This window comes from Botrimarina mediterranea (assembly GCF_007753265.1).
Lineage (GTDB): Bacteria > Planctomycetota > Planctomycetia > Pirellulales > Lacipirellulaceae > Botrimarina > Botrimarina mediterranea.
The window spans coordinates 573,307-595,379 of the sequence record NZ_CP036349.1; the positions used below are offsets into that span (position 1 = coordinate 573,307).

Here is a 22,073-nt window from a genome sequence, read left to right on the forward strand (position 1 = left end):
CGTAGGTCACGGGTGGCGGCGAAGCGACCAGGTTGTAGGACCGCCGCTGGGATGATTGTGCGGGTTGTAGGAGTCCTTCTCCCCCAGAGGGGGAAGGGATCAATCGCATCGCGATCAGAGGGTTCTCGAACTACTTCGCCCCAAGCCGTCGCAGCGCTGCGACGAACTCGGGCGATGCGGCGTCGAGCGTCAGCACCTCGGTGCGGCCGCCGGGTTCGTCGGCGCGGATGAGGACGACGACTTCCGACTTCTCGCCGCGCGAGACGATCTCGCTCAGCGTAGCGCGCTCGCCGGTGGTGAGCGCGGATTCGTCCGGCGCGGTGAGGGCGTTCTGGCCGCGGATCACTGGAGTGCGTTCGACGGGCGTGAGGTCACGAGACGCCGAAGCGAACGCCGGAACCGGCGGTTGCGTTGCAGCGACAACGGGCGTCGGGGCTGGAGCCTCGACGGGCGCCGACGGCTGCGGGTTGCGGTAGAGGTCGCTGAGGCCGATGCGGTCGAGCTGGGCGTGGATCGACGCCAGCCCGGCGTAGATCCCTTCATTGGCGGGTTCGTCGGCGAAGTTGCAGACGCCGATCAATTCGCCCGCCGCGTTGAACAAGCCGCCGCCGCTGCGTCCCTGGACCGGGGCGCCGGAGGATTCGATGTTCGGCGGGCCGTCGTAGCGATTGAGGTCGACGATCTGGCTCTCACGCACGGTCGGATCGGCGCCCAGGTCACAGCCGACGCTCCGTACCGGCGCGCCGACTTGCAAGTCGCCGGGCGACATCGCGACAGGGCTCGAAGGAACCGCGACGCTTGGGCGGATCGCGACGAGGGCCACGTCGGCGTCGAAGTCGTGGCTGATCAATTGACCCTCGACCTTCTCGGCGACACGCACCGCGCCGGTGGCCGTGTCGAAGAGTTCAATCGAGATCTTGCCCGCGGGGTCGATCGGCTTGCCGTCGGGCCCGCGGAAGAGGTGAGCGCAAGTGACGACCAGCGCCTCGCCGCTACGGGCGTCGATGATCGTGCCGGTGCCGAACGAGCGGCCATTCGGTTCGACGATCGTGAACCGCACGGTGGTCGAGAGCAGCTTGGCGTTTGCCCCAGAGACCGGTCCCGATTGCGGCTGCGGAGCGCCGAACTCACGGTTGGCCATCGCGTACGAGTTCTCACGCCCCGAGACCGGCGCAAAGGTGTGCTTCGGCGCGGCGGCGGGTTGCTGTTGCTGTTGCGAGGCGCCCGACACGAGTTGCTTCAGCGACTCGTACTGCGTGGCGCCGACGATGCGGCCCACTTCGCGGCCGTTCGCGACGGCGACGAACGTCGGGTAGCTGTCGATCCGTAGCTGCGCGGCGAGCTGTGTTTCGCGCGAGCCATCGACGCGGCGGACGCGGACGCCCTCGGCTTCGAGCCGCTCGACCGTGGGCGCCATGGCGCGGCACGGCCCGCAGGTCGGCAGATAGAAATCGAGTAACTCGATTTCTTGAGCCGACGCACTCGTAGCGAGCGCAAGGCAGAGGACGAGCGCAAGGCTCTGGGTAAATGACGAGACGAACCTTCGAGTGACCATCCGCATCCCTCCTTGGACGACGTGGTCTGGCGGCGAGTGAGTGGACCGACGACCACGAGCGAGCGCCGCATCCTGCGACGAGAAAAACTCGTGGTTTGCGCTGGTCGCCAATCTTTGGCGACCTGGGCAAGTCAGTCAGCTCGGCAAATTTGTTCCAGTCCGGTAATTGTTACAACCTCAAAACTTCAAACCTGCTAGCACGGCTGGCGGCCGTCGTGGCGAGCCGGCGACGTTAGTCGTCGGAGTTTTTAGCGAGTTTGGCTCAAGTCGCTGGTACCCGCTGCACTCCGGGGACGGACGTCTCCCGGCTCGCCGTCACTTGGTTGCACTTGGCGTGCCAGAGGGGCCGCTGGCGGTCGGGTCGTGGGGACGACGCTACGCCGATAGAATGCCGGCCACGCTCTTGCTGTCACCGCCCACCGCCCGCCGTAAATGCCCGCAGAATCCCCTGTTAAGCGCCGCTTGCTCGTCACTTCGGCCCTGCCGTACGCCAACGGCCCGATCCACATCGGGCACCTCGTGGAGTACCTGCAGACCGACATCTGGGTCCGCTTCCAGAAGCTCACCGGCAACCGCTGCGTCTACGTCTGCGCCGACGACACGCACGGCACGGCGATCATGATCCGCGCCCGACAGGAGGGTCGTACGGAGGTCGAGATGATCGCCGACATGCAGCGCCAGCACGAGGCGGACTTTGCGGATTTCCTGATCGAGTTCGACAACTACGGCAGCACCAACAGCCCCGAGAACGAGCGGCTGTGCGGCGAGCTGTGGAAATCGATCCGCGAGGCGGGCCTCGTCAAAGAGGAAGAAGTGCAGCAGCTGTTCGACCCCGAAGCGGGAACGTTCCTGGCGGACCGTTTCGTCCGCGGCACGTGCCCCAAGTGCGGCGCGACGGACCAGCCCGGCGACAACTGCAGCAGCTGCGGCAGCGCCTACACGCCGGCCGATCTCGTCGACCCGCGCAGCACGCTCAGCGGCGCGACGCCCGAGCTACGCGCGGCGCCCCACTTGTTCATCGAACTGGAAAAGCTACACGCCTTCTTGCGCGAATGGGTCGAGACGGCCGACGCGTTGCAGCCCGAGATCGCCAACTACTTGAAGGGGCACTTCCTCGGCCCCAAGGAGAAACCGCTAGAGCTGCGTGACTGGGACGTGAGCCGGCCGGCGCCCTACTTCGGTTTCGAGATCCCCGACGCGCCGGGCAACTACTGGTACGTCTGGTTCGACGCGCCGATCGGTTACATCGCCAGCACGCAGCAATGGTGCGACAAGAACGGTGAGCAGCTCGACGATTGGTGGAAGAGCCCTGAGTGCGAAGTCCACCATTTCATCGGCAAGGACATCACCTACTTCCACACGCTCTTCTGGCCCGGCATGCTGAAGACGGCGGGACTCTCGCTGCCAACGAAGGTCCACATCCACGGCTTCCTCACCGTGGACGGCGAGAAGATGTCGAAGAGCAAGGGGACGTTCGTCGATGCGCGGACGTACCTCAAGCACCTCGACCCGCAGTGGCTGCGATACTATTACGCGTCGAAGCTCTCGAGCCGCGTCGACGATTTCGACCTGACGCTCGACGACTTTGTCACGAAGGTGAACACCGACCTCGTTGGTAAGGTGGTGAACCTCGCCAGCCGCGCGGCGAAGTTTGTCGAGAAGACGGGGCTGTCGGAAGAGTACCCCGATGACGGCGGGCTCTTCGAGCAAGCCGCCAAGGCCGGCGCCGAGATCGCCGCGGCGTACGAGCGCTGCGATTACTCACAAGCTATGCGGCTGGTGCTTGCCTGCGCGGACCGGGCGAACCCGTTCGTTGAGAACGAGAAGCCGTGGGAACTACGCAAGGACCCCGCCAACTCACAGCGGGTGCAGGATGTCTGCACGATCGCGCTGAACTTGTTTAGGCAGATCGCCGTTTACCTGGCGCCGGTCCTGCCAAAACTCGCGCAGCAGGCGGGCGAGCTGCTCAATGAACCGATTACCTCTTGGGACCAATCGCAAACGCCGCTCGTCGGCACGCCGGTCGCCAAGTTCCAACACCTGATGCAACGCGTCGAAACCGAGAAGGTCCAAGCGATGATTGACGAAACGAAAGCGAGTTCTGCTGCTCCGGAGGCTGCCGCCGCCGGCTTAGAAGTCAACGACGGTCTTGCGGCCGCGTTGGCGAAGTACGACGACGGGCCCGAGCCGCTCGCCGCCGAGCCGCTCGCCGAGGACTGCGTCTACGATGATTTCATGAAGGTCGACCTGCGCATCGCCCGGGTCGTGGAAGCGAACCACGTCGAGGGCGCCGATAAGCTGCTGCAGCTGACGCTGTCGCTCGGCGGCGGCGAGACTCGCAACGTCTTCGCCGGCATCAAGAAGGCATATAAGCCAGAGGACCTAGTGGGCCGCCTCGTGATGTACGTGGCGAACCTCGCGCCGCGGAAGATGAAGTTCGGCGTCAGCACCGGCATGGTCGCCGCCAGCGGCCCCGGCGGCGAAGAGGTCTTTTTGCTGTCGCCCGACAGCGGCGCAAAGCCGGGGCAGCGAGTACACTAGGGGTAGCGGATTTCTACGACCCAACCGTCGGCAACTGCCATGCTCACACCGACCTTCGGTTACGCCAACGACTTCGACCCTGCCCTCGTGCCCCGCATGAAGGCAGGCGATCCGGAGTATGCCTGGGAATTGGTGACCATGTTTCCTGTGCAAGGAGAGTGGTCCGAGGAAGAGTATTTAGCACTAACCGACTCGACCAATCGGCTGATCGAATTCACCGACGGCACAGTGGAGTTTCTGCCGATGCCGACATTTCTCCACCAAGTCTTGCTTGCAGAGCTGCTACGGTTTTTCACTGCCTATGCTGACAAGCACGATCCCGCATGGGTGCTTCCCGCCGGGCTTCGGGTTCGCGCTCCGGAGAAGAAGTTCCGCGAGCCCGACCTCGTTTACCTAAGAAAGGCGTCGAAGAGTTTTAAGGGTGATCGTTATGTCGATGGTGCTGATCTAGTTGTCGAGATTGTGAGCCCCGATGACCGTAGCATCATAAGAGACTACCGTGAGAAGGTCGCCATCTACGCGGCCGTTGGCATCACTGAGTATTGGATCGTCGATCCGCAGGAATCGAAGATCACCGTCCTGACGCTCCCCGAGGGCAAGAGCGTGTACGCCGAGCACGGCATATTCCGCCCCGGCGAGACGGCGACCTCGAAGCTGCTCGATGGCTTTGTCGTCGACGTGAAGGCGTGCTTCGACGCGGCGAAGGCGTGAGGCGTTCAGAACTGTTGGCCGCTGATTCTAATTCCAGCGAAAGTGGGCGCAACCGATGGACACTCACGATGTGACGACAGTGTCCTCGACAGACTCTCACTCGCTACCGCAGAAGAATCCGCGAAACGCAATTTGGTTTGGGGTTATAGCAGGTGTAGCTGCGGCAGTCTCAAGCGTCGCGGGTTCATGGGTTGTCCGAAGCTTGCCCGCCAGTGCAGCCAAGATTGACCTCGAACTTGCCAAAGCAGCAGATGCAATCAATCGGACTTTGCCTACCTTCGTGGATAAGTGGACGCGCCTGGACGCCACGATGGCGGCTCCAGGTAAGGAACTGGTCTACCGCTACACTTTAGTAACCAATGGGCCGGTCGAAGGCGTCTTTCCGGACAAGGGCCGATTCGTTGAAATGGTGAAGGAACGCAGTCAGAACAACTACCGAAATTCAAGTGACATGGAGTGCTACCGGCAATCCGGCGTTACCCTGGTCTACGTTTATTTCGACGAAGAAGGGAATGAGTACGCCAAGTTTAAGATTCGACCGGAGTAGTGTCGTACGGGCTCACTCCACCGCGTGCTCGCGCAGCTCTTCCAACGTTGCAAACTCGAGCGACGAGATGTGGCACGCCGCCAGCACCACCGGGGGCGCCATGCCGGCGTCGTAGGCTTCTTTCCAACGCGCGGCGCAGAGACACCACCGGTCGCCGGCGACGAGGCCCGGGAACTCGTACTCGGGGACCGGCGTGCTGAGGTCGTTGCCGCGCTCGCGGCTGAACTCGAGAAACTCGGGCGTCATCTGCGCGCAGACGGTGTGGATGCCGACATCGCTGGCGCCGGTGCGGCAGAAGCCGTCACGGTAGAAGCCCGTCACCGGGCCTTCGTTGGGATTAGCGCAGCACGGCTTTAGCGGTTCGCCCAACACGTTCTTCGGCTGGGTGTTGCGGCCAGAGGCGGGAGTGCTCATGGGCTCGAAGCGGGTGGGTCACTAGCGGCGGGGTCGCTAGCAGGAGTCTTGGTGGCGGTCACGGGATTGCGACGCACGTACGCGCCGCCCTCGAAGGCCACACTATACCCGGTTCCGAGCCGCTCGTCCGGAAGGGGGTAGTCGGTGCTGATGACCTGCGCGCCGCAGACCCTTGACGCGTCGAAGCGTGAGTGGTCGCCCGCGCGGGCCTCGGCCGTCTCGGCGTCGGCGCGGGTGCGGACGAGATAACCTTGCTCGACCCGTTGGCGAATGGCCTGGCCGTCGCGCAGCGGGTCGTTGATGATCAGCACCGCCGCTTCGGGAGTCCCCGGTTCCGAAGTGGTGAATAGCGCGCGACCGCACAGAGAAGGGTGGCCGTCAACGTAATCCCGCCGCTTCATGCCGCCTTCGTCGATCACGAAAAGGAATTGCCCGCGTACGTCATCCACCCTGGGCCAGCCGCGATCACGAATCGCCGCTGCAAGCGTCTCGGCGTCGCCGCGCACGAGGTCGGGCGTAATCAACCGATCTTCGCTGAGCCCTTCGCGGATCGTTTCGTCAAGGCGATCGAGCGCCGCGGCGCCGAACGGCGCCGGTTCGGTGGCGTTGGGGAACGGAGCCGGCTGGTCGTTGAGGTTCATCGTGACGATGACCGGCAGGTGTCCGGCGTTCCGCTGCGACCATTCGCGTAGCTCGACGAGCGCGTCGTCGAGCGTCGCGCAGTTGCTGCGGAAGTCGACGTCGGTGACGTGCAGCACCTTGAAGCCCGGCGTCTGCATCTTGCGATCGGCGTTGTACGGCGCGGGCTCGAAGCCCATCCGTCGTTGAAGCTCTAGGCCTTGAGGCGCGGCGTAACGCCCGCCGTCGGGGTCGTCGAAGAGATCGAGCTCTAATGCCCGCAGGCCCAGGTCGAGCTGCTCACTGAGCGGCGGGTGGGCGTAGTCGAGCGCGCGGGCGTCCCCGTTGGCCAACGACATCAGCCGCAGCAGCGGCGCGTCGATCGCTTGCTTGTAGCTGTTGTGCGAGCCAATCACCTGCAACTGATTCAGCCGCAGGCCGCTCGTGTCGAACGGCTCGCGCGCGAAGCCGATCCCACAGGCGAAGATTGCTATCGCGGCGGCGAACGTTCTGGATGCCAATGTCATGCAGCGGATGAAGTGGAGCCTGTCTTGTAGGTCAGGCGGCGCCCGACGCCCCACCACCCTAATCGACAGTGCCGCAGCGTTGAACTCTCCGACACGACAGATGACGGCTCGATGGCGGCGCCACCCGCGGCTAGCGCCGACGGCTCCGTAGCTGGCTTGCATCGTGAGCCGTCGTCGCTAGCCGCGGGTGACTCACCGGGCGGCTCACTCGCCGAAGAGCGCGAGGACCTCTAGGGCCGCGAAGCCGAGCGTCAGCCGCTCGCTGACCGACTGCTGGCTGCGACGCCAGCGCGACTGCGCTCGATCGACGTAGTGGCGACGTGTCTCGTCGAGCAAATCGGCGTCGACCTCGCGGCTCGTCTCACGCCAAAGCTTGCGGAGCGCTTCGAGCGCCGCGGCGTCGCCCGACAGAGCGGCGAACACCGTGTCGTCGAGCCGTTCGAGGCTTTCGAGCGACTCGCACGGGATCTGTCTGCCCCCCGCCGTCACGACGTGCGAACCACACACCGGCCCGGCGGGCTGGGTGGGGAGCGTACGGCGATTTAGCGTGGCGGCGACCATGATCGGGACGGCGGTGAGAGGGTGGTCCGGGATGGCGAGGGAGTCGAGGAAGGAACTTGAGTTCAGGGGAATGACAACCTAGGACCGCAATCGGGTTCGCGCGGTCCCGGGGCCTGAAATTGCGGAAACCGCGGCGCCGTTAATTGTGGCGCAACCGGGCGAATCGCTCGGCGACGTGCTCGACGGCGGCGAAGTCGGGCAGCGGCTCACCGCCGTCGGCTCCTGCCATCAGATCGCCGTCATCATTCGTCAGGGCTTCGTCATACGAGAGGGGCCCGTCGGGTGCGGGCGCGTCCGTACGACACTCTTCCGCCATCGGCTCTGCCAAGAGCGGCTCGTCATCGCCGATCTCGCGCAGCTCGGCCGCCAAGCGGTTGTTGGCGGCCTGCATACGCAACAGCTCTTCGGTCCGGTCGAGCAGCAGTTGCTCCAGCTCGGTGACGCGGTCGCGGGCGAGCTTGAGGTCGTGCTCGAGCCGTCGGCGGCGGGCGTCGGCGGCCTGTTCCTTGGCGGTGGCGTCGCGGCGGGCCTCGGCCTCGGCCGCTTCAGCGGCGGCGATCCGGTCGGCCCACTCGCTGAGCTGCCCGACGGCTTGTTCCAGCGGTTCCAGCAGCCGTTGCAGGTCCTCGGCGCGGCCCGCCTCGGCGCGGGCCCAGTCGTCAACGAGTTCGCGCAGGGGTTCATCAACCGGCGCTTCGATCGTGGCTACGGACATCGCCGTCGGGGGCCAATCCATGGAGATAAGGGGCGTCCCCTACCGCCTACGGGACGCTTCGCATCTAAAAACTACGTCGCGGTTTGCGAAGAGGTCGGGCTTTTGAGTGCGGGTCCTTCGTTATCGGGGATTCAAAGGATTGGGTTGTGCGGGTTGGAGGGGTGGTTCGTTGCGCACCGCGGGCTTCGGCCCGCGGCTGAGACCCAATCGGTCGGGGTGTTGAACGGCGATTCGCCGACCAGTGCGACACGTCGCAGCCGGGGGCGGCCGCCCCTGGTGCGCCGCGAACCGTATCCAGTTCAATCCTCTTCCACCGCTCGCAGCCGCGGCAGGAACATCGGCACGCGTCGTTGGTATCCCTCGTAGACGTCGCCGAAGTGGGCCACGAGGTCCCGCTCTTCGATCATCGCCGCGACAACCATGTAGAGCGTCAGCACGCCGGCGAACAACAGGTGGCCGACCGTCATCGTCGGCGTCGCCCAGAACGCGATCGCCCAGCCGATGTAGAGCGGGTGACGCACCCGGCTGTAGAGTAGCGGCTCGTGGAACGGCAACGCCGTGTACTCGCGGCCGCGGAGGTGCAGCCACACCTGCCGCAGGCCGAACAGGTCGAAGTGGTTGATGAGCAGGCTCACCAGCGGCACCATCGCCCAGCCCATCGCGAACAGGGTCCAACCGAGAGCGCGGGCGGAGGGGTTCGCCACGTCCCAGACGATCATGTCGATCGGCCGCCATAGCGCCATGACGACGACCGTCACGAGGCTCGACGCCAACACATAGGTGCTGCGTTCGATCTCTTGCGGAACGATCCGCGTCCAGGCCCGTTTGAACGCCGGCCGCGCCATCACCGAGTGCTGCACGGCGAACAGGCCCAGCAAGGCGACGTCCCAGGCGACGGCGAACGCCGTCAGGGGCCCGGCGCCCGAGTCGATCGTCTTCACCGAATCACGCCATCCGGCGGGGACGAGGTTGCCGACGAAGACCGCCATGTAGTTGTAAACGGCCATGAACAGCAGGTAGCAGCCCACTCCGTACGCAAAGTAAATCCAACGTTTCATCGTGCCTCTCGCCTGACTTCGGGGGATCGCGGTTCTCGTTCCGAGCGACGCCACGCGGCGCCGGGAAAGGTTTAAGCGGCGGAATTTACGCCTTGTTACTGGAGGCCGAGAGTGGACTTCGGGTACACCTTGGGTGGACTTGAAGTACACCCCCCCGCCGGGACGGCCCGCCATGCCCGCCACGACCCGCGAAAAGCTCGCCGACGCCGCCCTGCGACGCTTCTACCGCGACGGGTTCCGCAATGTCGGCATCGACCAGGTCCTCGCCGATGTCGGCATCAGCAAGACCGCGTTCTACAAGCACTTTGAGTGCAAGGAAGACCTCGTGCTGCTGGGCCTCGAGCGGCACGACATCGAGGCCCAGGAGATGTTCGACCGCGTCACGCGCGAGGTCGGCGGGCCGACCGCGCTAGGCCGGCTCTACGCGCTCTTCGATGTGGTGGAGCAGATCATCGGCGACGAAGAATTTCACGGCTGTGTCTTCGTCAACGTCGCGATCGAGTTCCCCCTGCCCCACGACCCGGCCCACGTCGCCGCCGCCAATAGCAAACGGGCGGTCGAAAAGATGGTGGGCGACTTAGCGACCGAAGCGGGCGCCGACGACCCCGCCGCGCTCGCGCACGAGTTGTGCCTGATCATGGAGGGCGCTTACGTCACCCGCAGCGTCGGCTGCGAGGGGGACACCATCTCTGCGGCGCGACGGCTGGCGCGATTGGCGATCAAGAGCCGCTGCGGCGCATGTCCCCAGTAGCATGTCGCCAGCAGAGTGGTTTGCGACGCACCGTATCCTCGGACTGCGCCATTCGTGGGAGTCCGCAACCCCATGTGGGGAGACACCCCCCACGCCATTGTTTACCCTGCAGCTCATCGGCACGGATGATCAGGCGTACGAGTCCCAGGACGGTGGCATGGCGGCGGAGAACCTTTTAAACACAAGCCTCATTGATTCCCACCTGATGCGCGAGGCCCCGTGGTCCGAGGGGCACGGCGCCGCTCCGGGCCATCTCGGTGGCGGGATGCTTTACTACGCCCTCACGCACCTGCTGTGTGCGAAACGCTGCGTGTGCATCGGCTCGGGCGGTGGGTTCGTCCCGCGGTTGATGCGGCAAGCGCAACGAGACCTGCTGCGAGCTGGCGTCCTCGAAGAGGCCGAGACGCACCTCATCGACGCCAACCTCCCTCAGAGCGGCTGGGGGAGCCCGCACTGGCTCGACGATGATTCGTTCTTCCGCCGGCAGTTCCCCGACGTGACGCTTCACCTGCGTCGTTCGGACGAGGCCCTGCCGTCGTTTGCCCCGGGTTCGGTGGACTACGTGCACGTCGATGGCGACCACAGCTACGGAGGCTGCCGGCGCGATTTCGAGTTGAGCCTGCCGCTGCTGACTGAGCGAGGCGTCATCACGCTGCATGACACGTCGCTGCACGAGCAAGAGCGGAGCTGCGGCGTCCATCGTGTCGTCAACGAGCTGCGTCGATCCCGTCGCATCGACGTGATCGACCTGCCGCTGGTCGGTCGGGGCGTCGCGATCGTGCGGCCACGGCCCCGTCAGGTGGGGAGAGTCCGTCGGTTCTTCAGCAAACTGAAGCCGTAGCCTCCGAGCGACAGCGTAGCCGAGCCATTAGCGCTGAGGGAGCCAGATTCGTGCCGCTCGTATCGGTGATCTACGGGACGGGCGCCTCCGCCACGGGTCGCCGCCGTAGGAAGAGCATCGCGATCGCTGACACAAGCATCCCCAGGACAAACGCCGTGATTGCGGACGACACCGCGTAGTTCGAGAGCGTGAAGTAGTCCCGCGCCTGCGCCTCGAACTGGGCGATCTGTTCGGCGCTCGCGCCATGGGCGGCGAAATGCTCGCGCGTTTGCTGCGCCATGTACTCGGGCCACTCGGGATGCACCACCTTGAAGTAGCCGACCTGCGCGACGACCGCCATCACCGCCGAAGCCAACGCCGCAACGGCGCCGAACAACACGCCCGACAGGTAGCCGCGCTGAGGGTCTCTCCGCTTAGCGCTCCGCAGGGCGAGCACGAACCCGATGCACGTCAGCAGCAGCCAGACGGTCATGAAGACCTGAAAGACGGCGATGCCATTGGTGTGAAGTCCGAGGTAGTAGGCGGCGTACAACCAGACGAGATTCACCAGCCCGATAGCGGCGCCCCAGTCCAGGGCGTGAAAAAGGTCGCGTCGCATCCGAAGGACCTCCGAGCGGCACATGAGAGAAAGTTGATGAGAAGGTTGGCGGCAAGCCCTTGGGTGGACCCGGCCGAGCGCCATGCTCACACCCGATAGGGGATGAGCATGGGAAGTGGAGAAATCTGTCGATCCTGGTTCACATGCCCATCCGCTGCGCGTGTGGGCATGGCGCCCGGCTTCATCCGACACTTGAAGAAACGTGCGTATTCGTCCGCATAACTGCCTGCCACGAATGGAAATGGGAATCTACGTGACATCGACGAACAACTTCGGCCAGGAATAATAGGATGGCACGTTAGCAACCCTAAGTGTCGCTATCACTGTTATTGGCGGGATGTGCTTCGACACGCCCCCTCCGTACCGGCTGCATGCTGCCGACCCCCTCCGTACCGGCTGCATGCTGCCGAGAAGGCCCATAGTTCCATGACGTACTACTATTCCTCGCTTGCGTTTCTATTCGTAGCTTCGTCGGCATTTTCGCAGAGTAGCGAATGGATGCGACCGCTAGGAACGAATACCGACGACTTTTCGTACGGAATCGCAATCGATAGCGACGGGAACGTCTTCGTAACGGGTAACACCAAAGGCGACTTCGACGGCTTCGCTGGCCCGTCAGACAAGGCATTTGTCGCCCGATACAACAGCTCAGGTGAGCTCCTATGGGTCGACCAGCTCGGGGCAAGCGCTCGCTATTTTGGGAAAGATATCGCGGTCGGCCCTAATGGCGGTGTGTACATCGTTGGAAATAGCTTTGATTCGACGCTACCAGAGTATGCTGGCTCGTCCGACGCCTTCGTCATGCAATACGACAGCGACGGTAATCGAGGCTGGTCGAGGGCGATCGGGTCTTCTAGCGGCGACTCGGCAGAGGCTATTGCTATCGATGGACTAGGGAGTCTCTACATGGTGGGGAATAAAAATGGCGACGGGTTTATCGCCAAGTTGGGCCTCACTGGTGACCTGCTTTGGGAAAACCAGTTTAACAAGTATAGCGACTACCAGCCGGAAACTTTCTACGAGGTTGCTACGACTAACGAGGGTGGAGTGGTCGCTGCCGGCAATGCTCAGGACGATTTCAGTGCAGCCACCCAACCTTTTTTAGTCAAATACAGCAGCGCTGGCGATGTTGAATGGGAGAAACGTCTTGGGGATGACGGATACGCGGAATTGGGGACCATTACTGGAATGGCCGCTAGTCTATCGGGCGACTTCTATGTGACCGGCACCGACTACGGGACGCTCGACGTACGAACAGGCGAATATGTTGGCGGGACCGCATTCCTGAGCAAGTACTCGTCGGACGGTCGGATCGAATGGATGCATCCACTAGATGACTTACCTGCAGCAATTGAAACGGACCAAAATGGCGGCTTACTTGTGACCGGCGTCAGCTTGATCCCCCGCCCCTATAGCTCTTATGTAACAGATGCATTTGTGAGTCTATACGATGAGGCGGGCGACCTTATATGGAAAAAAGTTCTGTCTACGACAGTTGGCGACTATACGGCGGACCTAGCGACAAATGGCCGCGGTCTGGTCTATGTGGCAGGCACACTAAACGGCGGAATTGGAAGGGATCGAACAAGGGACTCAAACGCCTTCGTAGCGAAAACGGTGGTTCCAACGACCGTTCCAGAACCGGGCTTCGGCGTCATTCTTATAACGTTGTCTACAATTACCTTGCTGGTTGCTAGGCGAACTATCCGTGTTTAACTTGAGGTCACCCCTCCGCCCCCCGCAGCCCCACCAGCTTTTGCCGCAGCGTCGCCACCTGCCGCTCCAACTCCGTCTGTTCGATTCGCACGCGGTCGAGAATCTTCTCGCTCGAGGACTTGATCGACTCGGCGGGGACGCGGATTTTGTCGAGGCTTTGCGCTGACTTCTCGATCGCGTTGATCGCTCGGTCGATCGCTTCGACGTCGATGTCTTCGCGGGCGTCGCCGCGGTGTTGTTCGACCACGCAGGCGCGGGCGATCTCGATCGCCGCCAGCAGGTACGGGTCGGTCGACTGGTCCTCGGCGTCCCAGATCACCAGCAGGTCTTGGCCGAAGCGGGCGAGGGGCTTGGCGGATTCGGGCGCGGTCTGGCGGCTCCACACGAAGACGCCGAAGTCGGCGCCGCGGTTCTTGCGGGCCGTCTCGAGTTCGTCGATCGCATTGGCGGGCGTGTAGCCGCGGGCCTCTTTCGCCTCGAAGACGATCCGCGCGCCGGGCGCCGGCGTCTCGGGGCCGAGCCGCAGCACGGCGTCGCCCACCTTGCAGTTTTTGACGAGGCCCGTCGTCGCGCCGGTCACCTCGCAGAGGTCGCCGCGCTGGTCGGCCTGCGTGGCGAGGAACGCCAGCACGGCGCCCTCGAACTCGTGCCCGTGCTCGGGGCTCACGGCGGCGGACTCGCGCTTCTGCACGAGCCTCCCCAGCGCGACGCTCACTTCTTCTTGGAACTTGGCGTTCGATTCGACGTGGGCGCCGAGGATCGTCAGCAGCTCGCGCTTCAGCCGCGACAGGCCCGACTCGTCGTTGTCGAGCGAGAACTCGCTGGTGATCGTCCGCTGCGCGCGATCGACGTTCCGCACCAGCCGGCTGAGGGCCGAGTCTTCCTTGTCGAGCGAGAACTCCTTGACGACGTTGTCGATCTTGTCGCCGAGCCCCTTTTGCAAGTCGCCGTGCCGGCAGGTGAGCTCATCCACCAATCGCTTCAACGCGCTCTGCGGGTTGTCGAGCGAGAACTCGCGCAGCACGTGGTCGCGTTGCGAGCGGAGTTGCTCGTCAACCGTCTTCTGCAAGCGAGCGAAGAGACCGGTCGATTGGTCGGGGTCGAGCTGCCGCATCAGCGGGCTGTCGCGGCCGAGCTGCGTGGCGAGCAGGCGGGCGAGCGGCGAGCCGTCGCCGTGCAGTTGGGTGCGGAGGAGCGTGGCGAGCTCGCCGTCGGCGCTGACGAGGCGTTCGACGCGCTCGGCGAGCCGGCCGCTCTTGGGGTCGAAGTACTCCTTGAGGACCGCGGCGGTCTGCTGGTTGGAATGGTCGGCGTGCGCGGTGAGCGCGTCCTTGAGTTGGGCGAGCAGCTTCTCGCTGGCGGCGCCCAGCTGCTCCGCATCGAGCCGGCTCGACGCGTGCCGCAGCGCCGCGACGCCGATCCGGAGCGCGTCGGCCGCGAACTCGTCGCGCCGGCGCCCCTCGGGCTGCGCCAACAGCGCGGCGATGACCGCCGGATCTCTGAGAATGAGATTTAGCGGTAGGAACGGCGGAATTTCACCGGGTGTCCAACCAAAAGAGCCGTCGTCGAGGGCGGTGTCGTCGTCGTTCGGCCCGTCGGCCCCGTTGCCGGGAGCGTCGGGACCAAAGGGAAAGGCGTGCTGGGCTTTGGGCGGCATCGGGGGGGCTCCTTGCGTCAACCGGCGGCGCAGTGGTTATGTGTACAGGGGTAGTTTTGCAAGTTGAGGGACGGGGGGCTAGGGACGGGGGACGAGGGGAGAAGCTTTAGGCGAGCCGGGAGCGTCAGCGACCGGAGGGACTGCGTTGTCCGTTTCCTTGGACTCACTTGGCAAGTGGACCTCGCACCGGTGTCAGTACACGAAGCGGCAGGTAGGGCTCAAGCGTTTCACCCTCCCCTAACCCCTCCCTGAAAGGGAGGCAAAAAAGATCCCTCGTCCCCCGTCCCTATCCCCTCGTCCCTCCCACATTCACGTCGCCTCGCTCACCACGCGCGCCGTCCGCCAGCGGCGGTCGGCTCCGGCCGCTACCGCTCCGGCGGTGACGACGAACAACGCGGCGGCGTAGAACGGCGCAGCGGGTTGTTCGCCCAGCACCGCCCACGCCAAGAGGCCGGCGAAGAGGAACTGCGACATGTTGACGATCGCCACCACCTGGCCGCGGAGCACACGCATCGCTTGATTGAGCAGCGAGTGCCCGATGATCGTCGGCAGCAGCGCCAGCAGCAGCACCCACGGGGCCTCGGCCTGCCAATCGCTCGGCCAGCGCTCGCCAACTAACGGCGCGATGATCAAAGCCGCCAATGCTGCGAACGCGTACAGCGGCGTCACGTAGAGCATCGTCGTGGGGTGGTGGCGGAACTTGCGCCCTAGCACCAGGTAGAGCGCGAAGAGGAGCATCGAGCCGAAGCAGACGAGGTCGCCGTAGAAGGTCTCGGGCGCGAGCCGATAGTCGGCGACGAACATGATCGCCAACCCGACCGAGGCGAGCAGCGTGGCGGCGATCTCGCGGCGCGTGACGCGCTCGCCCGACAGCGCGGCGAGGAGGAACGGCGTGGCGATCGGCGTGAGGTTCACCACGAGCGAACCGTTGGTGGCGAGCGTCATCCGCGCGCCGTTGATCCAACTGATGAAGTGCGCCGTCAGCACGAGCCCCGGGATAGCCGAGTCACGCAAGTGGGTCCAGTTGAGTTGCGCCCGGTGACGCCGCCAATCGCGGAACGCCCACGGCGAGAGAAACAGCGCCGCGATCGCCAGCCGCAGGCCGGTCAAGAGGACGGGCTCGACGTGCGAGAGCTTGATCCACAACACCGAGGTGGAACAAGCGAGGCAACCGGCGAGCAGGGCGAGGTGGGGCACGCCGAGTAGCGTAGCGACGGCGGGCCGCCGCCGGTATCCGGCACAAGGTCGCGGAGCATTCGCTCGGCGGTTGGCGGAGGTGTCGAAAGCCGCGACACCGCCTGTCGCGCAGAGCGACGCGTCGTGGGTCCGCGATAACCGGCGCCGCTAACGGCCCGCTTTCATGGCGTCCCGCCGCCGTCCTCAGCGGCCTGTATGTCTACAATGACGGCGAGGCGCCGAAGGACTTTTGACCGAAGAAGCGATTTACCTTGAGGCCAGATTGTGGGAGGGGTCTCCTGACCCCGATTACGCGCTCCATTCCGTTTCGGAGTGGACACCGTCATCGGCGTCTGGAGACGCCTCCCACCGTTCACCAATCTCACCCAATTGGAAATATCAGATATGAATCGATCCCTCTGCTCCTTGCTGATTGGCGTTGCGTTACTCGCTTCCACACCGTCAGCCTTTGCTCAGAAGGAAGCGGCTTCTTCGGAGCGAGCCGCGAAGGTTAAGGCGATCGCCGACGACGCCTTCACGTTTCTGCGCGAGCAGGGACAGGACAAGAGCGGGGCGTTCACGCCTCAGATGGGGTCGGGCATCACTTCGCTGGTGGTGACCGCGGCGCTGCGGCACGGCCGGCCCGTCGATGACCCGCTGGTGGCCGACGGCCTTAAGGCGATCGTGGCGAGCATCCAGGACGACGGCGGCATCTACGGCAACGGGCGCCTCAAGAACTACGAAACGTGCGTGGCGATCACGTGCCTCGCCGAGGCGAACAAGGCGGCGGGCGATGGCCGCTACGACGAAGCGCTCGAGAACGCCGAGGCGTTCGTGCGCGGCCTACAAATCGGCTCCGACGGCGCCGTGGGCCCCGAAGACCCCGAGTACGGCGGCGTCGGCTACAGCGGCCGCGAACGGCCCGACCTGTCGAACACGGCTTATCTCATCAGCGCCCTGCACTCCGTCGGCGCCGAAGGCGACGACCCGGCGATGCAGCGCGCGCTGGCGTTCGTGTCGCGTTGCCAGAACCTCGACGCGCAGTGGAACGACACCCCGTTCGCCGGCAAAGTAGACGACGGCGGCTTCTACTACGTGATCCCCACCGAAGCGGTCGATCCGTCCGAAGACGAGCGCTACACCGCCAACGGCGGGCTGCGGAGCTACGGCTCGATGACCTACTCGGGCTTCAAGAGCCTGGTCTACGCCGGCCTCAAGAAGGACGACCCCCGCGCGAAGGCGGCGCTCGACTGGATCGGCAAGCACTACACGCTTGAGAACAACCCCGGCCAAGGGGACGCCGGCCTCTACTACTACTACAACACGTTCGGCGTGGCGCTGGCGGCGTCGGATCTCGAAGAGATCACAACCGACGGCGGTGAGTCGCACAACTGGCGCGATGATCTGGTCGCCGAACTCGGTGAGCGGCAGAAGGAGAACGGATCGTGGGTGAGCACCAACCGACAGTGGTTCGAGAACGATCCGAATCTCTGCACGGCGTTCGCGCTATTGGCGCTTTCGTATTGTGACTGAGTCGCTCGATACTCCGCCTCCTGACGGGCGCGGCTCAAACGCCACGGTAGGGTCGCCGGCTCGGTGGGGTCGGTTGGCGCCAGCGCTGAACTCATTGCTCTTGGTTGTTGGCGCGGTCTGGCTGTGGTCATCGCCGGCTTCTTACCAGACGGTTGAGCGGCTGGCCCTGTCGTCGCCTGGGGGCCTCCGTACGGCGACGGATTGGTGGGTGGCGATTGGAGTCGTCTTGGCCGCTGCGACGCTTCTGGCGACCGCCTGGGGCCTCCTGAGGGGCTCTCCGCGGCAGCGCTCGATCGCTGGATATCTAACGTTCACGGCGCTCGTTGGCGGGTGGCTGGCGCTGGTGACGGGGTGGGAGGCCGTTTATGACTGGGGTCAAGCGCGGCGGGTGCTGGCGGACCTCCCGGCGTTCGAGGCGGTCGCCCAGCGGCTCGACGCCGATTGGCCCACGGACGACGGCACGGCCGAGGGCTTCGGGCCCTTCATGGCGTACCCCAAGGGGAGGCCGACGTGTCTTCTTCTGCTTGGCCAAGCAAAACCGCCCGGCGGATCGCTCCAGGTGAGTGCGGTCGAGCGCTCGGACGGCGCGGTGCGGTTCGAGCTATCGGGCGCCGAGCGGCCGGCCTGGGTCGTTTGGCGGGCGGAGGACGCCCCCGCCGCGGCGTTCGCCAGCGGCCTGGGCGGCGAGTACGCCGTCGCCAGCCAGCGGCGGCTCGCTCCCCACTGGTGGCTGGTCCGGTATAAACTGATGAGAGCTTCGCCCGACCCGTCCGGTTAGAGGCCCGTCCGTCCCGAGGAATGTGATGCGGCTAGCAGTCGATTACCCTTACTGGCTGCTAGCGCTCGGTTTGGCGCCGCTGTTGGTCTTAGCGGCGCGGCGTTCGCTGTCGGGCCTCGACCGCTGGCGTTCGCGCGTCGCGCTCTTGTTGCGGCTGCTGGTCCTCACGGCGGTGGTGCTCGCACTCGCGGGCGCCCGGTTCGATCGGGAGAGCAAGGCGGTCAACGTCGCCTATCTGCTCGACCAGTCGGAGAGCATCCCCGCCGAGACGCGCGAGCGGATGCGGCGGCTGGTGATCGACAACATCGACCAGCGCCGCCACGCCGACACGGGCGACCGGGCCGCGGTCGTCGTCTTCGGCCGCAAGGCGGTCGTCGAGTACCCGCCGGTCGATTACACGCCGGCGCTTGCGCGGATCGAGAGCTCCGTTGATGCGACCGCGACCGACGTCGCCGACGCCGTACGTGTCGCCGACCGCATCTTGCCGCGCGACGCGGCGCGGCGGGTGGTCCTCGTGTCGGACGGCAACGAGAACCTCGGCGCCGCCGCGCGCGAAGCGGCCGCGGCCGCCGAGGGCGGACTCAGCATCGACGTGATCGCGGCGCCGGTCGATAGCTCGGCCGACATCGCCGTCGAAAGCGTCTACGCCCCGACCGTCGCCAGCCGCGACCAGCCGTTCGACGTGCGGGTGGTCCTCGCCAACCGCTCGCCGTCGTCGCAGGCCGCCGGGAAGTTGCGGGTGGTGCGTCGCGCCGGCGCTACCGAAGAGGTGATCTCCGAGTCACCAGTAACCTTGCCGCCGGGCAAGCGCGTCTTCACGATCCGCCAAGAGCCCGATTCGGCCGACTTCTACACGTATGAGGCGCGGTTCGTCCCGAACAACCCGCGCGCCGACGCCCACGCCCGCAACAACGTGGCGGCGGGCTTCGTCGATGTCCGCGGCCCGGGGCGTGTGCTGTTGATTGAAGACCACAGCCACCAAGGCGAGTTCGATCGGCTCGTCGAAGGGCTCCGCCGAGAAGGGCTCGAGGTCATCGTCGAACCGTCGAACGCGACGTTCGCCTCGCTAGCCGAGTTACAGCGCTTCGATACGGTGCTGTTGGCGAACCTGCCGCGCACCAGCGACGACGCCGGCTCGCTGTTTGCAACGCTCACCGACCCGCAGGTCGAGATGCTGGTCCGCAACACCGAGCAGATGGGCTGCGGCCTGGTGATGATCGGCGGCGGCCGCGCGCTGGGCGCCGGCGGCTGGGCCGACACGGCGCTCGAGAAGGCGATGCCGGTCGACTTCCGGATCAAGAACCTCAAGGTGATGCCGACCGGAGCGCTGGCGCTGGTGATCGACAAGTCGGGCTCGATGGACGGCGAGAAGATGGTGCTCGCCCGCGCGGCCGCGCACGAGGCGATCCGCGTCCTCGGGCCGCGCGACTACGTTTCGATCGTGGCGTTCGATGACGGCGTCAGCAGCGTCGTGCCGATCGCCCGCGTCGGCGACGGCCAGCAAGCGCGGCGACGCGTCCAGCAGCTCGCCGCCAGCGGCGGCACCAACCTGCTGCCCGGCATGGAGGCGGCGCGGCGCGAGCTGCGCAAAGCGACCGACGCCAGCGCCCGGCACATGATCGTTCTCACCGACGGCCAAACGCCTCCCGAGGGGATCGAGCAGCTCGCCGCCCGGCTCAAGCGCGACGACAAGACGACCGTCACGGCCGTCGCGGTCGGTCCCGACGCCGACGGCAGGCTCCTCGACGCGATCGCCAAACGCGGCGGCGGCAAGTTCTACTCGGTGCGGAACCCGCGCGCCGTGCCACGGATCTTCATGCGCGAGGCGATGCGCGTCGCGATGCCGGTGGTGAAGCCGCTCAGCCCGCCGCGGTCGCCACAGCGCGTGTTCGAACACGAGATCCTCTCGGGCGTCAGCGGCGGCTTCCCCGCGATCAGCGGCTTTGTGCAGACAACCGTCAAGGAGAGCTCGCTGGTCGATGTGCTGCTGCGTTCGCCCGAGCCGAAGCTCGCCGCCAACGCGACGGTGCTGGCGACGTGGAACTACGGCCTCGGCAAGACGGCGGTCTTCGCAACCGACGCCGGCCACGACTGGGCCAACTCGTGGACGGGCTGGGAGCACTACGACCGGTTCTTCGCGCAGCTGGTGCGCTGGTCGATGCGGCCCACCGGCGGCGAGGACGACTACCTGCTGACGACCGAAGAGTCGGGTGACGTGACGCGCGTCATCGTGGACGCCATCGGCGACGATTCGCGCGAAGCGGAGCTCGACCTGGCGACGGGGTACGCGTCGGGCCCCGGCGGCGAGTCGGTCCCGTTCACGTTGCGGCAGACGGCGCCCGGGCGGGTGGTCGGCGAGTTCGCCACCGGCGCGCCGGGCGTCTACTTCCTGACGGTGACGCCGCGTGTCGGCGGGCCGACGCTCCGCGCGGGCGTCGCGGTCAGCCGGTCGGCGGAGTATGAGGACAAAGAAGTCAACGTCCCGCTGCTGACCCGGCTCGCCGAGTACGCCCCGCCGCGGGGCGACGCGGGCCGGCTCGTGGGCGGCGAGGCGCCGCTGCCGTTCGTCACCGCCGCGGGCGACGAAGCGGCGCGCGAGCTCGATCCCTTCCGCCGCGACATGCCGCCGGTCGTCCACTCGCAAGAGGCGTGGCCGCTGATGGTGCTGCTGGCGAGCGTGCTGTTCGTCGGCGACGTCGCGTGGCGGCGGCTACGGATCAACCCGTTTGGTTTTCTCGGCGCGTTGCGGAGCCGCCTGCGACGCACGCAAGTCGAAGCGACGGCGCCGACACTCGAGCGCCTGCACAGCCGCAAGCAAGCGGTGCGCGAGGGCTACGCCGCCCAGCGGGCGTCCGACGGAGAGGCGCCCACGGGCGCGAGTCCCGTCGCCGAACTCAAACAGCCGAGCGGCGCGTCGAAGCCCAGGCCGCCCGCCCAGCCCAGCCCCTCGATCGCCCGCGATAAGGCGCCCGACGAAGAGGCGGGCTACACGTCGCGACTGCTCGCCGCCAAGCGCGCCGCGACGAAGCAGTCGAACGACGACGACAAGAAGAACCGTTCGTAGCCTAATCGACGAATCGTGAACGCGGACTTAGCCCCCGGTCATTGACCGGGGGCTAAGTGGCCTCAGACCCGCGCCAGATCGCCCAGGATGCGTTCTAACGAGCGATTACGCGTCGGGTGGACAAATGTATCGACCGCGGGGTTGGCGAGAAATGCAAGCCATTGATCAGGCCCCCCCGTGCGGGGGTCACCCGTGGCTAGCGCCGGCGGCTCATTTTAGTGGCGGCAAGCCTTCTAACTCAAACACGGGCCGCACCTCGATTGTCCCCTTCTTTGCGGGCGGGATCTTGCTGGCAAAGTCGAGCGCTTCTTCCATGCTCTCGACATCGATGACGTAGTAGCCGCCGAGTTGTTCGGTCGTCTCAGCGAACGGGCCGGTGGTGACGAGGCGCTCGCCACCACGCACTCGGACGCTGCGCGCCGTCGCCACGGGGTGCAGCGGCGACGCCGCCAGGAACTTGCCCTGCTCGGCAAGCTCATGGCACATCGCCTGCGACTCGGCCATGCAGGCGTCGCGTTCTTCTTCGGTCCAAGTCGATTCGGTACCGTAAACCAGCAGCATGAATTTCATGGGAAGATCGATTGCTAGGACGCGTTAGAAAGAACGTGACTCTTCTGTGGGAGGCGTCTCCAGACGCCGATTACGGTGTCCATGCCGGTAGAGCGTGGTGCGCGTCATCGGGGTCTGGAGGCGCCCCTCCCACAGTTTATCA

Annotated in this window: 19 protein-coding genes; 9 read left to right on the plus strand and 10 right to left on the minus strand. The window is 65.5% G+C overall.

All coding sequences use genetic code 11. The features are described from left to right. Nucleotides 1-130 precede the first annotated feature (130 nt). Nucleotides 131-1,555, minus strand: coding sequence for a trypsin-like peptidase domain-containing protein (locus Spa11_RS02235; protein ID WP_197529675.1), 1,425 nt, complete (start codon nt 1,553-1,555; stop codon nt 131-133). Nucleotides 1,556-1,987: 432 nt separating this feature from the next. Between Spa11_RS02235 and metG the strand changes: the two genes are divergently transcribed. From metG to Spa11_RS02250, 3 genes are all read left to right on the plus strand, one after another. Next, nucleotides 1,988-4,096 (plus strand): methionine--tRNA ligase, encoded by a 2,109-nt coding sequence (metG, locus tag Spa11_RS02240; RefSeq protein ID WP_145106466.1) that lies wholly within the window; start codon nt 1,988-1,990, stop codon nt 4,094-4,096. Nucleotides 4,097-4,135: 39 nt separating this feature from the next. After that, nucleotides 4,136-4,807, plus strand: coding sequence for a Uma2 family endonuclease (locus Spa11_RS02245; RefSeq protein ID WP_197529676.1), 672 nt, complete (start codon nt 4,136-4,138; stop codon nt 4,805-4,807). A 202-nt stretch (nt 4,808-5,009) separates the two neighbouring features. Next, nucleotides 5,010-5,354, plus strand: coding sequence for a hypothetical protein (locus Spa11_RS02250; RefSeq protein WP_145106471.1), 345 nt, complete (start codon nt 5,010-5,012; stop codon nt 5,352-5,354). Nucleotides 5,355-5,366: 12 nt separating this feature from the next. Here the strand turns inward: Spa11_RS02250 and Spa11_RS02255 are convergent, their stop codons facing one another. From Spa11_RS02255 to mddA, 5 genes are all read right to left on the minus strand, one after another. Further along, a complete protein-coding gene (locus Spa11_RS02255) occupies nt 5,367-5,768 on the minus strand; it encodes a DUF2237 family protein (RefSeq protein ID WP_145106481.1) in 402 nt (133 codons plus the stop codon). Further along, nucleotides 5,765-6,913 (minus strand): phosphatidylinositol-specific phospholipase C1-like protein, encoded by a 1,149-nt coding sequence (locus tag Spa11_RS02260; protein ID WP_197529677.1) that lies wholly within the window; start codon nt 6,911-6,913, stop codon nt 5,765-5,767. The genes Spa11_RS02255 and Spa11_RS02260 overlap by 4 nt, the downstream gene beginning before the upstream one ends. A 204-nt stretch (nt 6,914-7,117) precedes the next feature. Continuing rightward, entirely contained in the window at nt 7,118-7,474 is a 357-nt protein-coding gene (locus Spa11_RS02265; RefSeq protein ID WP_145106499.1) for a hypothetical protein, read from the minus strand. Nucleotides 7,475-7,613: 139 nt separating this feature from the next. After that, complete coding sequence (locus tag Spa11_RS02270; protein ID WP_145106508.1) at nt 7,614-8,189, minus strand: hypothetical protein; 576 nt, start codon at nt 8,187-8,189, stop codon at nt 7,614-7,616. Nucleotides 8,190-8,488: 299 nt separating this feature from the next. After that, nucleotides 8,489-9,247 carry a methanethiol S-methyltransferase gene (gene mddA / locus Spa11_RS02275; RefSeq protein ID WP_145106519.1) on the minus strand — a complete coding sequence of 253 codons (759 nt, stop codon included), beginning with the start codon at nt 9,245-9,247 and terminating at the stop codon, nt 8,489-8,491. Nucleotides 9,248-9,419: 172 nt separating this feature from the next. On the opposite strand from mddA, the gene Spa11_RS02280 reads away from it, so the two are divergent. Both Spa11_RS02280 and Spa11_RS02285 read left to right on the plus strand, forming a co-directional pair. Next, entirely contained in the window at nt 9,420-9,998 is a 579-nt protein-coding gene (locus Spa11_RS02280) for a TetR/AcrR family transcriptional regulator (protein ID WP_145106529.1), read from the plus strand. 97 nt (nt 9,999-10,095) lie between these two features. Beyond that, the gene (locus Spa11_RS02285) at nt 10,096-10,839 is read left to right on the plus strand and encodes a class I SAM-dependent methyltransferase (protein ID WP_197529678.1); all 744 of its coding nucleotides are present in this window, start codon (nt 10,096-10,098) and stop codon (nt 10,837-10,839) included. 70 nt (nt 10,840-10,909) lie between these two features. On the opposite strand, the gene Spa11_RS02290 is transcribed toward Spa11_RS02285, so the two are convergent. Beyond that, nucleotides 10,910-11,437 (minus strand): DUF4199 domain-containing protein, encoded by a 528-nt coding sequence (locus Spa11_RS02290; protein ID WP_197529679.1) that lies wholly within the window; start codon nt 11,435-11,437, stop codon nt 10,910-10,912. A gap of 426 nt (nt 11,438-11,863) precedes the next feature. On the opposite strand from Spa11_RS02290, the gene Spa11_RS02295 reads away from it, so the two are divergent. Then, on the plus strand, nt 11,864-13,153 hold the full coding sequence (locus Spa11_RS02295; protein WP_145106580.1) for an SBBP repeat-containing protein: 1,290 nt from the start codon (nt 11,864-11,866) through the stop codon (nt 13,151-13,153). 7 nt (nt 13,154-13,160) lie between these two features. On the opposite strand, the gene Spa11_RS02300 is transcribed toward Spa11_RS02295, so the two are convergent. Beyond that, entirely contained in the window at nt 13,161-14,810 is a 1,650-nt protein-coding gene (locus Spa11_RS02300) for a hypothetical protein (RefSeq protein ID WP_145106591.1), read from the minus strand. A gap of 309 nt (nt 14,811-15,119) precedes the next feature. Further along, nucleotides 15,120-16,007, minus strand: a complete 888-nt coding sequence (locus Spa11_RS02305; protein ID WP_145106602.1) for a DMT family transporter — start codon at nt 16,005-16,007, stop codon at nt 15,120-15,122. Nucleotides 16,008-16,391: 384 nt separating this feature from the next. Here Spa11_RS02305 and Spa11_RS02310 point away from each other — a divergent pair, with 384 nt between their 5' ends. The 3 genes from Spa11_RS02310 to Spa11_RS02320 all read left to right on the plus strand — a co-directional run bounded on the left by Spa11_RS02310 (nt 16,392) and on the right by Spa11_RS02320 (nt 21,361). Beyond that, nucleotides 16,392-17,519 (plus strand): prenyltransferase/squalene oxidase repeat-containing protein, encoded by a 1,128-nt coding sequence (locus Spa11_RS02310; RefSeq protein ID WP_145106613.1) that lies wholly within the window; start codon nt 16,392-16,394, stop codon nt 17,517-17,519. 94 nt (nt 17,520-17,613) lie between these two features. Then, a complete protein-coding gene (locus Spa11_RS02315; RefSeq protein ID WP_145106621.1) occupies nt 17,614-18,297 on the plus strand; it encodes a hypothetical protein in 684 nt (227 codons plus the stop codon). Between the two features lie 25 nt (nt 18,298-18,322). Then, a complete protein-coding gene (locus Spa11_RS02320) occupies nt 18,323-21,361 on the plus strand; it encodes a VWA domain-containing protein (RefSeq protein WP_145106629.1) in 3,039 nt (1,012 codons plus the stop codon). Between the two features lie 210 nt (nt 21,362-21,571). Here Spa11_RS02320 and Spa11_RS02325 read toward each other — a convergent pair whose 3' ends face one another. Continuing rightward, entirely contained in the window at nt 21,572-21,931 is a 360-nt protein-coding gene (locus Spa11_RS02325) for a YciI family protein (RefSeq protein WP_145106640.1), read from the minus strand. Nucleotides 21,932-22,073: the final 142 nt, after the last annotated feature.